Genomic DNA, 15,167 nt, shown 5'->3' with positions numbered 1-15,167 from the left:
CGAACGCTACTCGCCAGTAATAACACCGGCAAGGCCGATCCCCTGGTCAGCCCGCGCTCAGGTCGGTACGGCGGACGATCCACCAGACGACGAGGAGCGCCAGCGCGGTCAGGCCCAGGTAGCCGCCGGCGACGATCAGGTGGAACTCGGGGATCCGGCTGCCCGGCTGGTACTGGAGGTGCTGCTGAAGGTTGTGCTCGACGAAGCAGGCGAGCGTCCGGCCGGTGCCGTTGTCGGGTGGGCAGAGGTGTTGCAGCTCGACCCCGCTGAGCTCACGCCCGGAGGCGTCGAACGCGCCGGACGGCCCGTCGACCCCGTAGTCGATCATGCCGCCCTTGACGACCAGGGCGTTGTCGCGCAGCACACCCACGCCCGGCCCGCCGATGACGCGGTGCGCGGTCAGCGGCTCCATCAGCGTGGGGTAGCGCCACCGGACGAAATAGGTCAGGCCGACGAAGCCCACGATCACGCCGAACACGGCCGGCAGCGTGCGCTTGATCGCGGCGCCGAGCGCTACGCCGACCGCGAACCAGCAGAGGCTGATCACGGCCGGAAGCATCGCCGTGTTGAGGAACGGCCCGTACTCGAAGAGGCTCACCGGGGCGACCCGCGCCTGGAGTCGCTCCAGGTGGTCGCTGACGCCGGCGACGGCCGAGGTCACCGCCGCCACGAACAGGCCGAGCAGGGCCAGCCTCGTCCAGAGCCACCGCTGCGGGGAGACATCCTGACTCCAGGCCAGCAGCAGGGTGCGCTGCTCGTGTTCCCTGGTCAGCACCGGGACGCCGACGAACACGCCGATCAGCAGCGGCATCCACTGCACCACCTGCGACAGGACGGCCAGGGTCAGGACCAGGCTGGAGGAGCCGCCGAGCCGCCGGCCCTGTGGCGAGTCCTCCGCGCAGAACGTCTCGTGGCACTGGTGCCACAGGTTCGTCAGCTCCACGGACAGGTAGGTCATCCAGCCCACCAGGACGGCGGCCAGGACCAGCGTGCCGATCACCGTCCAGCGGTGCTGACGCCAGGTCAGCCAGAGCAGACCGCGTACGCCCCCGGCGTACCCGGGGTCGCTGCGGCGGTTCGTGGGTGCGGACAGCTGGCCGACCGGGCTCATGCGGCTGCCTCCCGCTCGTGCGGCGCGGCGGCCGACGCTCTGAGGTGGGTCAGGATCAGCTCGTCCAGGGTGATCGGCTGGGCGGTCCAGCCGGGCGCCACGACCGCGTGCGCCGCCGGTGCCGCCGGCCGCCGCAGCACGAAGGTGGACTGGCGGCCGGTGTGCTGCGCCTGGACGATCGTGCCCGGCCCGGGTGGCTGGTCGGCGCGGGGCCCGGTCAGCCGGACGTGGCTGTCGAGCAACTCCTCGACGTCGCCGGTGAGGACGGGCCGACCGGCGTCGAGCAGCAGCAGGTGGTCACCGACGCCGCTCAGCTCGGCGACGATGTGGGTCGACAGCACGACTGTCATGTCGTCGTCGGCGACCTCCGCCAGCAACTCGCCTGTCACCTCGACGCGGGCCAGCGGATCCAGGTTGGCGAGGGGTTCGTCCAGCAGCAGCACCGCCGGGCGGGAGCCGAGCGCGACCGCCAGCGCGACCTGCGCCCGCTGCCCGCCGGACAGCTTGCCGCAGCGCCGGTCCAGCGGGACGGCGAAGCGGTCGAGCCACGACAGCGCCCGCCGCTGGTCCCACACGCGGTTCGTCGAGCGGCCGAAGCGGAGCATGTCCGAGACGGTGAAGTCGCGGTAGAGCGGCTTGTCCTGGGCCAGGATCGCCACCCGGCTGCCGCCGTCGGCGGACCCGCCCCGCACCACCTGCCGGCCGCGCACCAGCACGGTGCCGCCGGTGGCCGCGAGGGTGCCGGCGATGATGCTCAGCAGCGTCGACTTGCCCGCGCCGTTCGCGCCTACGAGCGCGACGACCCGGTTGGCGGGCAGCGCGAACGAGCACTCCCGCAGCGCCCACACGGTGCCGTAGCGCCGGCTCAGGTCACGCGCCTCGACGGCGACCGGCTCGCCGTTCACGCCGCGCCCTCCGCGTTCTCTCTCCTCGCGGGTGTCGCGTTCGCCGCGATCACCGAGGCGAGCAGCGCCTGGACGTCCTCGTCCTCCAGACCGGCCTCGCGGGCCTGGCCGAGCCACCGGGCCAGGCTGCCGCGCAGGCGGGCCATGACGTGGGGATCGGCGTGCCCGAGCGTCCCGCTGACGAACGTGCCCGCCCCCTGCCTCGCCTCCACCAGGCCGGACAGCTCCAGCTCCCGGTACGCCTTGAGCACAGTGGTCGGGTTGACGGTGCACGAGGTCACCACGCTGCGCACGGTGGGGAGCTGGTCCCCTGGCCGCAGCGTCCCGATCCGCAGCGCCTCACGGACCTGCCGCACCAGCTGGGCGTACGCGGGGACGCTGCTGGACCGGTCGACATGAAAGTTGATCACCCTGGTGACCCTCCGTCAGATTGTTATGGTTGAGTAGAACACCAGTTAAGCGTCATGGCAACATCCGGAGGGCGTTTCGCCGGCCGCCGACTGCGGGTAGCCAGTGGCCCATGAACCGCGATCTCGCGCGTGGGCTGACGGTGGCGTGGGCGCTACCGGAGTTCCGCGACGGGCTGCGTCACCTCGTCGACCTCGACGAGGTGACAGTGCTGCTGGCCGCGCTGTCCCTTCCGGACCGCGACCGCGAGGTCGAGCGGAGCGCGCTGGGCCTGCTGCGGTCCGGGCTCGACAGCACCGAGGTCCGGGAGGCGGTGTTGCTGCTGCTGGAACGGGACACCGTACGCCGGCCGCTCGTCACCGCGGCGGTGGAGCCGATCGCCGACCGGCCCGGCCTGGTCACCGCCGTCACGTCCGCGGCCGAGGATCCCCGGGTACGCCACGAGGTACGGGCGATGCTGGACAGCGCCGGCGTACGCGAGCTGATCTGGCGGGCGGTCGACGACCAGGTGAGCGACAACCGGTTCGGGCTGGTCCGCCGGGCGGCGGTGCTGTTTGTCAGGCACCCCAGCGCACGGCGCCTGGGGTGGGCGCTCCGCCGCCACGGCGTGCTCCGCGAACTGCGCCGCAGGGCGTGACACCTGATCTTGCTGATGCCCGGTCGTGTCACCGCCGAGACGTTCGGACGCTAGTGTCCGGTCGATGCGATCCGGTGCGGCGAAGGCGGCAGCGACTCTGGTGACCGTGCTCGGCACACTGCTCGTCGTCACGAGCTGTCTCAGTTGCGTCCCGCTCCTGGCGCCCTCCGCGCCGTGCGACGGTGACACCTACGCTTCGGCGCAGGCGGCGAGGGATGCGTACGCCCTGCTGGTCCTGGCGATGACGGCGACGGCGGTTCTCTCCGTCGTCGTGGCCCGGGTAGGCCTCCAGCCCCGAATCCGGAACCCCTGGCCGTGGCTGGCATTCGCCGTACTGGGAATCGCAGTGAGCGCCGGCCTGATGATCCCGATCGATCGCGCCGCCTCCTGCTGAGGTCCGCGCGGCCGTCACTCGTATCCCATCGCGGGGATGATCTCGCCCAGTTCCCGCTCGACGTACGCGCGGGTGTCCGCGTCGAACTGGCCGTCGCGGTGCGCCAGCTTGGCTGACTGGAAGGTCGACGAGGTGGGGTAGTCCTCGACGCCGAGCCGCCCGAACAGGACACGCCGCTGGTCGGGCCAGTCGGCCGCCAGGTCTTCCGCCTTCACCTCGACGTATCGCCGGCCCGCCAGGTCGGTGGCGTTCTTCCAGGCCAGCCACCTGTCGTAGACCGGCAGCAGGTAGGCGAGCACACCGTCGACAGTGGACGGCGCCCACGGCTGGGCCAGGTGGGAGGCCAGCACCGCGACCGGGTGGCGCTTGATGTGCACGATCGTCGCCTCGGGGACCAGCTCCCAGAGGAAGTCCATGGCGAAGAGGTTGAACGGGGTCTTCTCGCACCAGGTCGGCTTGCCCGCGTCGGCCGCCGCCCCGCCGAACAGGGTGTCGACCAGGCCGCGCAGGACGCCGATCAGCTCGCCCCGGTCCCGGAAGTGCCTCGCGACGGCCCGCCGCCGGCTGGCCGGCCCGAACGGCCCGGCCGGCCGGTCGCCGTCGCCGAAGCCCTCCGGGGGTGCGGGTTCGTCGTACGCGTACGCGATGATCTGCGGCCAGAGCCGGTGTACGGCGTCCCGGTACCGGCCCACGCCGACCAGCTCGGGCACGGTCTTGCCACGGTCGTCCCGCCGTCCGGGGACCCGTACGGTGAGGAAGTCGCTCAGCCGGTGCAGGGCGTCCTCACCGACGATGGGGTCGTATCGTTCGGTGAGCGCGTCGGCCAGGTCCCGCAGGCCGCCCGGTTCGACGATGAACTTGGTCTCCATCGGGATCCGGTGGATCAGCGGATGCTGGCCGATGACGTCGGCGATCCGTGACGTGCCCGAACGGCCCGTACCAGCGACGAAGACCGGCGAGAGGGACGGCATGGACGGCAGTCAAACTCCCGGCCCGGCGCGGGGGCAATCCGATTATCACCGCCGCGATCAGCTGATCGACCTCCTGGCCGACGCGGTCGGGTCCGTCACCGTGGCGCACCCGACGCGGGTCGCCGTCGACGGGCCGCCCGCCGCCGGCAAGACCACGCTCGCCGACGAGCTGGCCGCCGTCCTGCGGGCCCGTGGCCGGTACGTCATCCGGGCGACAGTCGACGACTTCCTCTTCCCCCGGGAGCGGCGCTATCGACGCGGCGAGTTCTCGGCCGAGGGCTGCTACGTCGACACCCACGACCACCAGTCGCTGAACCGGGTGCTGCTCGACCCGCTCGGCCCCGGCGGCGACCGGCGCTTCCGGCTCTCGGTCTACGACCACGCCACGAACGCGGTGGTGTCCCCGCCGCTCGCGACCGCTCCCGCCGACGCCGTGCTGGTCTTCGACGGCGTCTTCCTCCTGCGCCCGGAACTGCTCGACCGGTGGGAGCTGCGCGTCTTCGTGTCCACCGCGCTCGACAAGACGGTGGATCGTGCCGTGATCCGCGAAAGCAGCGTGTCGACGAGAGCCGACGTCGAACGGCGCTGGCACGAGCGGTACCTGCCCGCCCAGCGGCTCTACTTCGCCACGGCCCGCCCGGCCGAGCACGCCGACGTCGTCGTGCACAACGACGATCCCCGGCAGCCGATCTGGGAGACCCGGACACACGCGGATGGCAGGCTGGCGACCATGGACAGGAATCAGGTGGCCGCCTGGATCGCGGCGTACGAGCAGGCGTGGCGCACACCGGGCACGGCGACGCTCGGCACGATGTTCACCGCCGACGCGAGCTACCAGCAGGGGCCGTACCGGGATCCGGTCGTCGGCCTGCCCGCCATCACCCGCATGTGGGACAGCGAGCGCGACGGCCCCGACGAGGTCTTCGAGATGACATCGGAGATCGTCGCGGTCGACGGCGACACCGCTGTGGCACGGGTGCAGGTCCGGTACGGCGACCCCGTCCACCAGGAGTGGCGCGACCTCTGGATCATGCGGTTCGCCGAGGACGGCCGGTGCCTGTCGTTCGAGGAGTGGCCGTTCGCGCCGGAGAAGCAGGCCGCCGCCGGGTGAGACCGGCCGTCTATTCGGCGGATATCTCCCCGAGGATGCGTCGCGCCTCGGCCGACTCCTCCGCGTCCTCGGGGTCGTCGAAGGTGCGGGAGTAGGTCGCCAGCGTCTTCCAGAGCGCCCAGCCACGTCCACGCGCCCAGGCCGCGTCGTCCACCGACAGCCGCTCGCGGAATGCCGCCCGGCCCTCGACGCTCAGCAGCGTCCAGGCGATCGCCAGGTCGCAGGCCGGGTCTCCGACGCCGCATGTCCCGAAGTCGATGACGGCGGCCAGCGAGCCGCTCGCGAGCAGCAGGTTTCCCGGGGCGATGTCGCCGTGGAACCAGCGGTCCACCCCGTCCCAGCGGGCGCCGAGCGCCCGCGCCCAGATCTCGCGAACCAGCGCGGCGTCGACGTGGCCGTCCAGCGCCGCGAGCGCATGCTCGACCTTCTTGTCGTACGTGCGCAGCGTGCCGCCCCGGAACCAGTTGTGGACGCCGGGCCGCGGACCACCGGCGGTGTCGACGTCCTGTAGGGCCGCGAGGAATCCGGCGAGGTCGAGGGCGAAGCGCACCGGGTCGGCGATACGGTCCACGCCCGCGGTCTCGCCGTCGAGCCAGCGGTAGATCGACCACGGATACGGGTAGCCCGCGCCCGGCTCGCCCTTTGCCAGCGGTACGGGGATGGGTAGCGGCAGCCGAGCGGCGAGGGCCGGAAGCCACAGGTGTTCCTTGTCGGCAGCCAGGGCGTACTCGGCGGCGCTGGGCAGGCGCACCAGCAGCTCGGGGCCGAGGTGGAAGGTCCAGTTGTCCCAGCCGCCGTTGGCGACCGGTTCGATCCGGAGGCCGGCCAGGTGCGGGAACTGGTCGGCGACCAGGAGACGCACCTGCTCCACGCCGACGGCGGTGCGCCGTGGCGGGGGACCGAGATCCGGTACGTCACTCACGCCCGTTTGGCGTACGCGACAAACGCCGTCCAGGTCGACGGAGTGAACGCCAAAACCGGCCCCTGCCGGTCCTTGCTGTCCCGCACCCCCACCACACCGGGCAGGTTGTCCGCCACCTCGACGCAGTCGCCGCCGTTACCGCTGCTGCGGGTGCTCTTGCGCCAGGTCGCGCCGGTCAACTCCATCGCTTCGCCGCCTCCGAGATCGCCGCCAGGGTCGCCCCGTGCGGCATCGCCTCCGCGCGAATGGACTCCCACGTCTGCCGCAGTGCGTTCACGTCCACCGCGCGCTCCACGATTGTGCCGTGCAACGGGTTGTCCAGGTAGCCCACATCGTCGCCGTCGGCCGGGGTGGCGAGCACGAACGCGCCGTTGAGCCCCGGATAGGCACCGACCGTCTCCGGCACCAGGTGCAGGTGCACCCGGGGCCGCCGTGCCATCTCGATCAGGTGCTCCAACTGCTCCCGCATCACCTTCGGCCCACCGACCGGGCGAGCCAGCACCGCGTGGTCGAGCACCACCACGAACTGTGGCGGCGCCGGGCCGTCCAGCACCGCCTGCCGAGCCAGCCGAGCGGCGACCTGGCGCTCGACGGCCTCGCCGACGAACTGCGCGGCCCCCTCGTAGAGGGCTCGGGCGTACTCCTCGGTCTGCAACAGACCGGGCACCACCAGCGGTTGGTAACTGCGCAGCGCCGTCGCCTCCTGCTCGATGCTCACCCACTCGCGGAACCACGGCATCAGCGCCTCCTGCATCAGCGCGTCCCGGATCCGCACCAGCAGGCCGCCGCCGTTCAACACCTCGTCGCAGCGCTCGGTGAACTCGGCGCGGGGCGCCCGGCGGCACTGCTCGACGGCCGCCACCAGCGACGCCGAATAGCTCACCCGCTCGCCCAGCGCCTCCTGGGTCAGCCCCGCGTCGGTACGTAACCGGCGCAGCTCACCGGCGAACAGTTCCCACAACGGGACACGGATCATCTGCACACCTCTGCACACGGCTGCACACGGAAGTCGGCCGGTCGGACGGCCAGGAAGGTGGGGGTGGAACGCCTCCCGACAGTAGCCGCGCCGTGACGAGACTGTCACGCAGCGGAGCCGAACTCGTCCGGTTCCCGCTAGCGAGAGGAGTGCAGGTGATCAGTCACCAGCTGGGGCAGCCGCCGGACGGGCCGGCACCGGACCGCCCCCGGCCGTACCCGCCGCACGCCACCCCGCACACGCCGCTGCGTCCGATGTGGTGCTGCCGGTCCTGCGGGCAGCCGTGGCCGTGCCCGACCGCCCGGCTGCTGCTCCACGGCGAGTACGCGGACAACCGGATCGGGCTGTCGATCTACTTGTGCGGGCTGATGTACGAGGCGACGCGCGACCTCTACCGGCTGAACCCGGACGACGCGCCCGCCCCGGCCGACCTGTTCGCCCGCTTCGTCGGCTGGGGCCCGTACCGCCGTCACCGGCCCGTCCCACCGGGCGACGGTTGTTAACAAGGGGCCCTTCCTCTACCGGAGGCGTTAACAGGGGGCCCCTCCTTTCACCGCCAGCCGACGTCGATGCGGTCGCCCCGCTCGTCGAAGAAGTGCAGCGCGTCCATCCGCACCTGCACGGCGAGCGGGTGCCCGGGCGACACCTGCGGGTACGGCGCGAGCCGTACCGCCAGTTCCGCCGGGCGGCGGTGGTGTCGGCCCGGGTCGGGCAGCACGCTCGTACGGTTGCCGCCGCCGGCCTCCGGGGTGGGAGCCGACGTCTCCGGGGCCCGCCCGGTGAGCCGCTGCATCACCTGGTTGAACCGGCGCAGGCCGCGCTGGCCCGGCGGGGCCTGCTCGACGGGGGTGCCCATCTCGTCGACGACGATCGCGGTGGCGCCGATGTCGAGGAACGCGAGCGACTCGTGGCCGTGGTGCTCCAGATAGCGGATGCGCCCGTGCAGCACGTCGCCGGCGGTGTCCGGGGCGACCGGGGTGAGCGCCTCGGCGCGCATGCCGACCACGATCCGCTCACCGTGGTAGTGCGCCACCGCCCGGCTGCGGATGTCGTCCCAGGGCAGGTAGAGCGACTGCTCACCGAGGCTCAGCGCGACATAACGGTCCAGGTGGACGTAGACCGACGCCTCCAGCAGGTTCATCCGCGGGCTGCCGAGGAACGCGGCGACGTAGAGCGTGGCCGGCCGCCCGTACACCTGGGTGGGGGTGCCCACGTCCTGGAGCACGCCCTTGCGCATGATGGCGACCCGGTCGGCCATGGTCAGCGCCTCGGCCTGGTCGTGGGTGACGTAGATGGTGGTGACGCCCAGCTCGCGGGTGAGGCCGGAGATCTCCGCCCGCAGTTCGGCGCGCAGTCCGCTGTCCAGGTTGGAAAGTGGCTCGTCCATCAGGAACAGGCCGGGCCGGCGCACTATCGCCCGCCCCATGGCGACCCGCTGCCGCTGGCCGCCGGAGAGCTGGCTGGGCTTGCGCCCGAGGACGTCGCCGATGCCGAGCGCGCTCGCCACGTCCTGGATCCGCTCACCGCGTGGCGCCGGTTCGACGCCGGAGAGCCGCAGCGGGAAACCGATGTTGTCGCCGACCGTCATGTGCGGATAGAGCGCGAAGTCCTGGAAGACCATGGCGATCTTCCGGTCGCGTGGTGGCAGGTCGTTCGCGAGTTCACCGCCGAGCAGGATCGCTCCGGAGGACGGGTCCTCCAGCCCGGCGACCATGCGCAGCACCGTCGACTTGCCGCAGCCCGAAGGGCCGAGCAGCACCATGAACTCGCCGTCGTTGACGTCCAGATTGATGGTGTCGACCGCGACTGTTCCGTCCGGGAACACCTTGGTGACATCCTTGAGCGCGACGGTGGCCACCGTCACCTCCCCAGTTCCTCGCCCCAAACCCGGGAATGACTGTGGCCAGGATCATCCGATTCGCACATCGGGTAAACGTGCCATGTTCGGCTCGTGACAGTCCTATTAAGCGGCATTCGCCGGGCTCCGAAGTTAAGTGACCTGCCGGTAACCGCTTTTACGGCGTTTCGCCGAGGAACACGCGGCGCACCACGCGCTCGGCGGCGTGCCCGTCGTCGAGCGCGCAGAACCGCGCCCGGAACGCCGACCGGGCCCGCTCGGCCGCCTCGCCGTCGACAGCGCCGGAGCGGAACACGTCGAGCAGGTCGGGAAAGTCCAGCGCCACCGCCCCGGGCGGCTCGGCCAGCAGGTCGAAGTAGACGCCACGGGCGACCCGGTAGGCGTCCCAGTCCGGTGCGTACACCACTACCGGCCGGTCCAGCACCGCGTAGTCGAACATCGCCGAGGAATAGTCGGTGACCAGCGCGTCCGCCGCCAGGTAGAGGTCCTCCACCCGGTCGTACGCGCTCACGTCCAGCACGCCGTCCGCCGCCGGTCCCCGAGGATGCCGCTCCCGGTCGTGGAAGTAGTGGCTGCGCATCAGCAGCCGGCCCCGCGGCCCGAGGACGTCGAGCATCCGGTCCGGGTCGAACGGTGGCCGCCAGCCCGGCAGGTGTTCCCGGTGCGTCGGCGCGTAGAGCACCACGTACTCGTCGGGTGCGATGCCGAGCGCGGCGCGGGCCTGGCCCCTGTCCTCGGCGGTGGCCAGCGCCAGCCGGTCGTTGCGCGGGTAGCCGACCTCCAGCGTGGTGTAGTCCGCCGGGTACGCCCGCTCCCACATCTGCGTGGAGAAGCTGTTCGAGGTGATGCTGTAGTCCCAGCGGTCGACGCGGCGCAGCAGCCCGGCGAAGTTCATCCCCATCGCGCCCACCGGGTAACGCTGCTGGTCGAGCCCCATCACCTTGACCGGCGTGCCGTGGTGGGTCTGCACGTGCACCGAGCCGGGCCGCTTGCGGACGAAGTCCGGGAAGTTGACGTTGTTGACGAGCCAGCGGGCGCGGGCCAGGACGCGGTGGTACTCGGGGGTGCCGGCCACCACGTACTCCACGCCCGGCGGCAACGCTGGCACCCGGTCCCGGCGGACGATCCACACGCCGCGCACCTGCGGCGCGAGCCGGCGGGCCGCCTCGTAGATCGCCGCCGGATTGCACGAGTAGCCCCGGTACCAGTAGGCCGCGTAGACGGCCAGCGTCGGGTCGATCGGCCGGTGCAGCTCGGCCCGGTAGTACTCGCCCAGCGCCAGGTCACGCGCCCGCCGGGCAGTACGCCGCACCACGGGTGCGACCCGTCGCCGGGCCAGCCGCGCGGTCCGCCGGGCCGTCTCCCCCGCCTGGTGCGCCTCGCGCAACGCGCTGAACGTCCGCCAACGGCCGGCCGCCACCAGCCGGTGCTTGAGCCCTTCCGGGCCGGGCGGGACCGGGTAGCCCTCGGCCGGCAGGAACCGCACGTAGTCGGCGTGCATCTGGGCGAAGAACGGCGCCCGCAGCTCGGGTGCGATCCGGTCGCCGTTGCCGAGCACCGTGAGGTAGTGCCAGATCATCCGCTCGAAGACCGCCGGCCGCAGCCCGGCCACCTCCGGCCCCCAGCGGTCCATCAGCCCGAACACCCGGTGCCACTGCGGGAAGACCTCGAAGTGCCGGTCGCCCCGGGTCCGGGTGATCGCGCCGGTGCGGCGCTGCCGGTAGTTCAGGCAGATCCGGTCGAGTACGCCGATCCGCCCGGCCGCCATCAGCGCCGGATAGCTGAACGAGACGTCCTCGTACCAGCCCGGCTCGAAACGCAGGCCGCGCTCGTTCAGGAACTCCCGGCGCACCACCCGGTTCCAGGCGGTGTGCAGCAGCTTCAGCGTCTCCGGCCGGTCCCGCAGCGTGAACGTCGTCGCGCCGGGCGGGACCGGGAACACGTCACGCATCGCGCTGCGGGTGCCGACGTTGTTCCAGTGCGCCCGGACGTGGTCGACGATCAGCACGTCCGGTGCGGTGTCGCGGAGTCGGCCGGCCACGTGCGGCAGGCAGCCGGGCACCAGCCAGTCGTCGCCGTCGACGAACCACACGTACTCGCCGACAGCCCGGTCCAGCCCGATGTTGCGGGCCGGACCGAGCCCGACGTTCTCGGCCAGGCTGACCGGGCGGACCCGGGGGTCGCGGAGCGCGTACTCGGCCAGGATCTCGCCGCTGCCGTCCGGGGAGGCGTCGTCGACGCCGATCACCTCGATGTCGCCGAACGGCTGGTCGAGGATCGAGTCGAGACATTCCCGCAGGTAACCCTGCACCTTGAAGGCCGGCACGACGAAGCTGATCAAGGTCATCCGGCCCGCCCTCCGTCAGCCCGCCGAGCGCACACCCCCATGGGCGCGGGCCGGCAGGACCACCCAGGCGAGGACCACGCTCGCGACGAAAACCACGAGAAGGTACGCACTCATTGTAGCCAGCGCGAAGCTCACAGTTCCGGCGGTTGACGCGGCTGCCAGCAACACCGAGCGGCCGAGCCAGCCCAGCGTGGCCGCGTGCAGCGGTGGTGCCGACTGCCGCTTCTCCAGCCGCGCGGTCAGGTCGTAGTGCAGCAGCGTGAGCACCAGGACGTACCCGAAGATCAACCAGGTCGGCGCACGGCCGGCCACCCCGACCGCGATGGCGAACAGATACTCGGCGGCCCGCAACGCGGCCGGCACCAGCCAATCGAGCGGCCCGTCGTGCGGTGCCCGCGAGCCCTGCGCCGCGCCGAGCAGCAGCACCAGCGCGAGCACCGGCACGAAGACCGGCAGGTCACCACCGCCGTGCACCGCGAGCAGCGCCCACACCAGCGTCCCCGCCGCGCCGAGCGCGCCGAGCACCGCCAGCAGCAGCGGTCGCCGCGCGGTGGGCAGCGTCCGCACCAGCAGTCCGTCGTCGCGGTGCAGAGCCGCGTCCACGGTGGTCAGCACCGGCACGCGCATCCACCGCGCCCGCAAGGTCCGCAACCCCCCGGTGTACGCGAACGCCAGCGTGCCCCAGACCAGCACCGCGACCAGCGCCACCAGCGGCCCGAACAGCGCGGCGGCGATCGCGATCAGCGCCCACCGCTCCCCGATCGGGAACACCACAGTGCGCTTCAGCCAGTACGACACCGAGCCGGTGTCCGCCTGCACCCGGGTCGACGCGGCGTTCAGCTTGCCGCCGATGCCGCCCGCGTCGGCGCTCACCACCTTCGGCCGGCGGGCCGCCTCGTCGTGCAGCGCGCCGTACCAGGTGTCGGTCATGTGCCGCACGGTCTGCAACGTCATTGCCGCCAGCGCCAGCGCCCAGCCGTACCGGAACCCGGCGTGCGTGGCGCCGTAGCCCAGACCGGCGTAGACCACGTACTCCTTGAACCGGTCGGCCATCGTGTCCAGCCAGCCGCCCCAGGCGCTGAAGTGCCGGGTGTAGCGGGCGAGCTGCCCGTCCACGCAGTCGAGCACGAAACCCAGGTAGAGCAGGACCGCGCCGGCCACCAGCGCCGGGCGTCCACCGGCGCCGAACAGCACCGCCGCGGCCACCGCGAACGCCACCGAGACCATGGTGACCCCGGTCGGGCCGATCCCGATGCGGGCGGCGGCCTTCGTGACGTACGGGGACCAGGTGCTGACGAAGAACGTGGTGAAGAAGTCGTCGCGCTCCTTCACCGACAGCTTCAACTCGGCCCGGTCCTCGTCGACGGCGGCCACCGCCGCCTCGGCCGCCGTCCGCTGCGCCTCGTCGCCGACCCGGTGCGCCACGAGCAGACGTACCCTCTGGGCGAAGATCAGCGTGCCCCGGGCGGCGAGGTCGGCCACGAGCCGGTCCACCGCGCGCAGCGGCCCACCCCCGGCGGCGCGGCGGGCGGCGTCGGCGAGCGCCGGCAGGTCGGCCGCGCCCACCCGCAGCGCGCCGCCGAAGACGCCGCTCGCGTCGGCGGCGCCGACCTCGACCACCTGCCCGCGCTCCTCGCGCACCGTGGCCTGCCCGGGAGCGGGCGGATCGGTGAGCACCAGCGCCACCGTCGGCCCGACCGGGCTGGTCGCGAGATGCTTGAGTACGGCCGTGTGCGCCACCAGGTCCGCGCCGCTCACCAGCACCGGGCCGGTCGCGGCGGCCACCAGGTCGGCCAGCTCGGTCAGGTCGGCGGCGACGCGCACGTCGTCCGCCCCGGCCCGGCGCCACTGCGCGGCCAGGCGTTCGGCGAGCGATTCCCCGTCGGGTCGGCCCGCCGCCGGTCCGGCGGCGAGCACGATGGCGAGCGTCACCGCTTCGCCGCGTCGGCGTAGGCGGCCAGCGCCTCGTCGATCGTCCCGTCGACGATCAGCCGTCCGGCGTCGAGGTAGAGCCCCCGACGGCAGAACCGGGTGAGGTCCTTGTCGTTGTGTGACACCAGCACCAGCGTGCGCCCTTCCGCGAGAAGTCGCTCGATGGTCGCATAGCACTTCGCGCGGAACTCCGCGTCCCCGACCGCTGTCACCTCGTCCACAAGCAGCACCGGGTGCGGCAGGTGCGCGATCACCGCGAAACCCAGCCGCACCTTCATCCCCGACGAGTAGTGCCGCACCGACGTGTCGATGGCGCGTTCCACCTGCTCACCGGCGAACGAGACGATCTCGTCGAAGTGCTCCCGCAGGTACGCCGTCGAGAGCCCGTGCAGCCCGCCCACCAGATACAGGTTCTCCCGGCCGGTCAGATCACCGGAGAACCCGGCGGACAGTTCGAGCAGCGGCGCCACCCGGCCCTGCACCCGGATCGACCCCTCGTCCGGGATGAGCACACCGGCGATCAGCCGCAACAGCGTGCTCTTGCCGGTGCCGTTGCGGCCCACCACGCCCAGCGTCTCGCCCGGCTCGACCCGGAACGACAGGTCACGCAGCGGCCAGAACCGGCCCGCGTCCGGGTCACGGGCGCCCCGGTGCACGATCAGCTCCCGCAGCCGCAACTGCCGGCGCCGGTTGCGGACGAACCGGATGCCGAGCCCGTCCGCCTCGATGATCGGGGCCATTCAGAGTTCCTTCAGCACTGCCGGTTCGAGCCGGTGGAACGCCCACCAGCCGAGCGCCAGCACCAGCACGCTGCCGGACACCGTGATGGTGAGCAGCCGGGCGTCCGGGAACTCGTCCGGATACCAGACCGCGTGGTGCAGCTGGAAGATCCCGACCAGCGGGTTCAGCTCGTACCCGAGCTTGACCCAGCCCGGCATGCCGGACTGCCGCACCAGGTCGAACGGATAGATGATCGGAGTCGCGTAGAACAGCAGCCGGATGACCAGCCGCATCGTGCGCTCGATGTCGCGCATCAGCACGTTGCCCGCCGACAGCAGCAACGCCAGGCCCACCAGCAGCACGAACTGCACCGCCACGGCGAGCGGCAGGGCCAGCAGGCTCCAGCCGGGGCGGATCTTCCCCTGGCTCGCGTAGATCGCCGCCACGGCGGCCAGGATCGGCAGCCCGGCCAGGTACTCGGCGAACCGGCCGGCGACCCGGCCGATCGGGAAGATCGGCCGGGGCAGGTTCATCGTGGTGATCAGCCGGGACTGCCCGGTGAGCGCGTTCGCGGCCTCGGTCAGCGCCGAACTCGCCCACATCCAGGCGAAGATGCCGGTGATCAGGAACAGCGGGTACGACCCGGCCGCCTCACCCAGGTGCCGCCGCGTCGCGCCGGAATAGAGCACGCCGAAGACGAACCAGTAGATCAGGCCCATGCCGAGCGGCTCGATCAGCGACCAGAAGTAGCCCAGCACCGACTGCTGGTACTTCACCGCGAGATCCCGCCGGACCAGGATGCGCAGCGAGGTGCGGGCGGACCAGAGCGCCGCGACGCCTGACGTCACCGCATCATGGTCGCGTCTTTTCCGTGC

General features: G+C 72.0%; 16 protein-coding genes and 1 pseudogene. 5 read left to right on the top strand and 12 right to left on the bottom strand.

Annotated elements, in window-relative coordinates:
* Nucleotides 1-46: 46 nt before the first annotated feature.
* The 3 genes from ACGFIA_RS10710 to ACGFIA_RS10700 are packed head-to-tail and all read right to left on the bottom strand — an operon-like array spanning nucleotide 47 to nucleotide 2,426.
* On the bottom strand, nucleotides 47-1,111 hold the full coding sequence (locus ACGFIA_RS10710; RefSeq protein ID WP_393259591.1) for an ABC transporter permease: 1,065 nt from the start codon (nucleotides 1,109-1,111) through the stop codon (nucleotides 47-49).
* Nucleotides 1,108-2,016, bottom strand: coding sequence for an ABC transporter ATP-binding protein (locus tag ACGFIA_RS10705; protein ID WP_393259589.1), 909 nt, complete (start codon nucleotides 2,014-2,016; stop codon nucleotides 1,108-1,110). The genes ACGFIA_RS10710 and ACGFIA_RS10705 overlap by 4 nt, the downstream gene beginning before the upstream one ends.
* Nucleotides 2,013-2,426 carry a GntR family transcriptional regulator gene (locus tag ACGFIA_RS10700; RefSeq protein WP_091414760.1) on the bottom strand — a complete coding sequence of 138 codons (414 nt, stop codon included), beginning with the start codon at nucleotides 2,424-2,426 and terminating at the stop codon, nucleotides 2,013-2,015. Before ACGFIA_RS10700 ends, ACGFIA_RS10705 begins: the two co-directional genes overlap by 4 nt.
* 110 nt (nucleotides 2,427-2,536) lie before the next feature.
* Between ACGFIA_RS10700 and ACGFIA_RS10695 the strand changes: the two genes are divergently transcribed.
* Together ACGFIA_RS10695 and ACGFIA_RS10690 are read left to right on the top strand one after the other, a co-directional pair.
* Complete coding sequence (locus ACGFIA_RS10695) at nucleotides 2,537-3,061, top strand: hypothetical protein (RefSeq protein ID WP_393259587.1); 525 nt, start codon at nucleotides 2,537-2,539, stop codon at nucleotides 3,059-3,061.
* Nucleotides 3,062-3,125: 64 nt separating this feature from the next.
* A complete protein-coding gene (locus ACGFIA_RS10690; protein ID WP_393259585.1) occupies nucleotides 3,126-3,455 on the top strand; it encodes a hypothetical protein in 330 nt (109 codons plus the stop codon).
* A gap of 14 nt (nucleotides 3,456-3,469) precedes the next feature.
* Here ACGFIA_RS10690 and ACGFIA_RS10685 read toward each other — a convergent pair whose 3' ends face one another.
* Entirely contained in the window at nucleotides 3,470-4,426 is a 957-nt protein-coding gene (locus ACGFIA_RS10685) for a sulfotransferase family protein (RefSeq protein ID WP_393259583.1), read from the bottom strand.
* Here ACGFIA_RS10685 and ACGFIA_RS10680 point away from each other — a divergent pair.
* Nucleotides 4,425-5,129 (top strand): annotated as a pseudogene (locus ACGFIA_RS10680) (hypothetical protein); the annotation flags it as partial. The gene ACGFIA_RS10685 and the pseudogene ACGFIA_RS10680 overlap by 2 nt on opposite strands.
* Nucleotides 5,130-5,156: 27 nt before the next feature.
* Entirely contained in the window at nucleotides 5,157-5,537 is a 381-nt protein-coding gene (locus ACGFIA_RS10675) for a nuclear transport factor 2 family protein (protein WP_357470031.1), read from the top strand.
* Nucleotides 5,538-5,547: 10 nt separating this feature from the next.
* Here ACGFIA_RS10675 and ACGFIA_RS10670 read toward each other — a convergent pair whose 3' ends face one another.
* The 3 genes from ACGFIA_RS10670 to ACGFIA_RS10660 are packed head-to-tail and all read right to left on the bottom strand — an operon-like array spanning nucleotide 5,548 to nucleotide 7,435.
* Nucleotides 5,548-6,459, bottom strand: a complete 912-nt coding sequence (locus tag ACGFIA_RS10670; RefSeq protein WP_393259581.1) for an aminoglycoside phosphotransferase family protein — start codon at nucleotides 6,457-6,459, stop codon at nucleotides 5,548-5,550.
* Nucleotides 6,456-6,644, bottom strand: coding sequence for a DUF397 domain-containing protein (locus ACGFIA_RS10665; protein ID WP_357387625.1), 189 nt, complete (start codon nucleotides 6,642-6,644; stop codon nucleotides 6,456-6,458). The genes ACGFIA_RS10670 and ACGFIA_RS10665 overlap by 4 nt, the downstream gene beginning before the upstream one ends.
* Nucleotides 6,635-7,435: a helix-turn-helix transcriptional regulator gene (locus tag ACGFIA_RS10660; protein ID WP_357469867.1), complete on the bottom strand. Its 801-nt coding sequence runs from the start codon at nucleotides 7,433-7,435 to the stop codon at nucleotides 6,635-6,637. Before ACGFIA_RS10660 ends, ACGFIA_RS10665 begins: the two co-directional genes overlap by 10 nt.
* Nucleotides 7,436-7,590: 155 nt before the next feature.
* Between ACGFIA_RS10660 and ACGFIA_RS10655 the strand changes: the two genes are divergently transcribed.
* Nucleotides 7,591-7,938 carry a hypothetical protein gene (locus ACGFIA_RS10655; protein WP_357387621.1) on the top strand — a complete coding sequence of 116 codons (348 nt, stop codon included), beginning with the start codon at nucleotides 7,591-7,593 and terminating at the stop codon, nucleotides 7,936-7,938.
* Nucleotides 7,939-7,985: 47 nt separating this feature from the next.
* Here the strand turns inward: ACGFIA_RS10655 and ACGFIA_RS10650 are convergent, their stop codons facing one another.
* The 5 genes from ACGFIA_RS10650 to ACGFIA_RS10630 form a co-directional block, all read right to left on the bottom strand.
* A complete protein-coding gene (locus tag ACGFIA_RS10650; protein WP_357387662.1) occupies nucleotides 7,986-9,293 on the bottom strand; it encodes an ABC transporter ATP-binding protein in 1,308 nt (435 codons plus the stop codon).
* Between the two features lie 157 nt (nucleotides 9,294-9,450).
* Nucleotides 9,451-11,640 carry a CDP-glycerol glycerophosphotransferase family protein gene (locus tag ACGFIA_RS10645; RefSeq protein WP_393259579.1) on the bottom strand — a complete coding sequence of 730 codons (2,190 nt, stop codon included), beginning with the start codon at nucleotides 11,638-11,640 and terminating at the stop codon, nucleotides 9,451-9,453.
* Between the two features lie 15 nt (nucleotides 11,641-11,655).
* A complete protein-coding gene (locus ACGFIA_RS10640; protein ID WP_357387617.1) occupies nucleotides 11,656-13,572 on the bottom strand; it encodes a DUF5941 domain-containing protein in 1,917 nt (638 codons plus the stop codon).
* Nucleotides 13,569-14,312, bottom strand: coding sequence for an ABC transporter ATP-binding protein (locus ACGFIA_RS10635; RefSeq protein WP_357387615.1), 744 nt, complete (start codon nucleotides 14,310-14,312; stop codon nucleotides 13,569-13,571). Before ACGFIA_RS10635 ends, ACGFIA_RS10640 begins: the two co-directional genes overlap by 4 nt.
* Entirely contained in the window at nucleotides 14,313-15,140 is an 828-nt protein-coding gene (locus tag ACGFIA_RS10630) for an ABC transporter permease (RefSeq protein ID WP_357469855.1), read from the bottom strand.
* Nucleotides 15,141-15,167 lie beyond the last annotated feature (27 nt).

This window comes from Micromonospora sp. NPDC049203 (assembly GCF_043197215.1).
Taxonomy (GTDB): domain Bacteria; phylum Actinomycetota; class Actinomycetes; order Mycobacteriales; family Micromonosporaceae; genus Micromonospora.
Note: the sequence above shows the minus strand (reverse complement) of the source record. Positions and strands in the feature narration are given on the sequence as shown.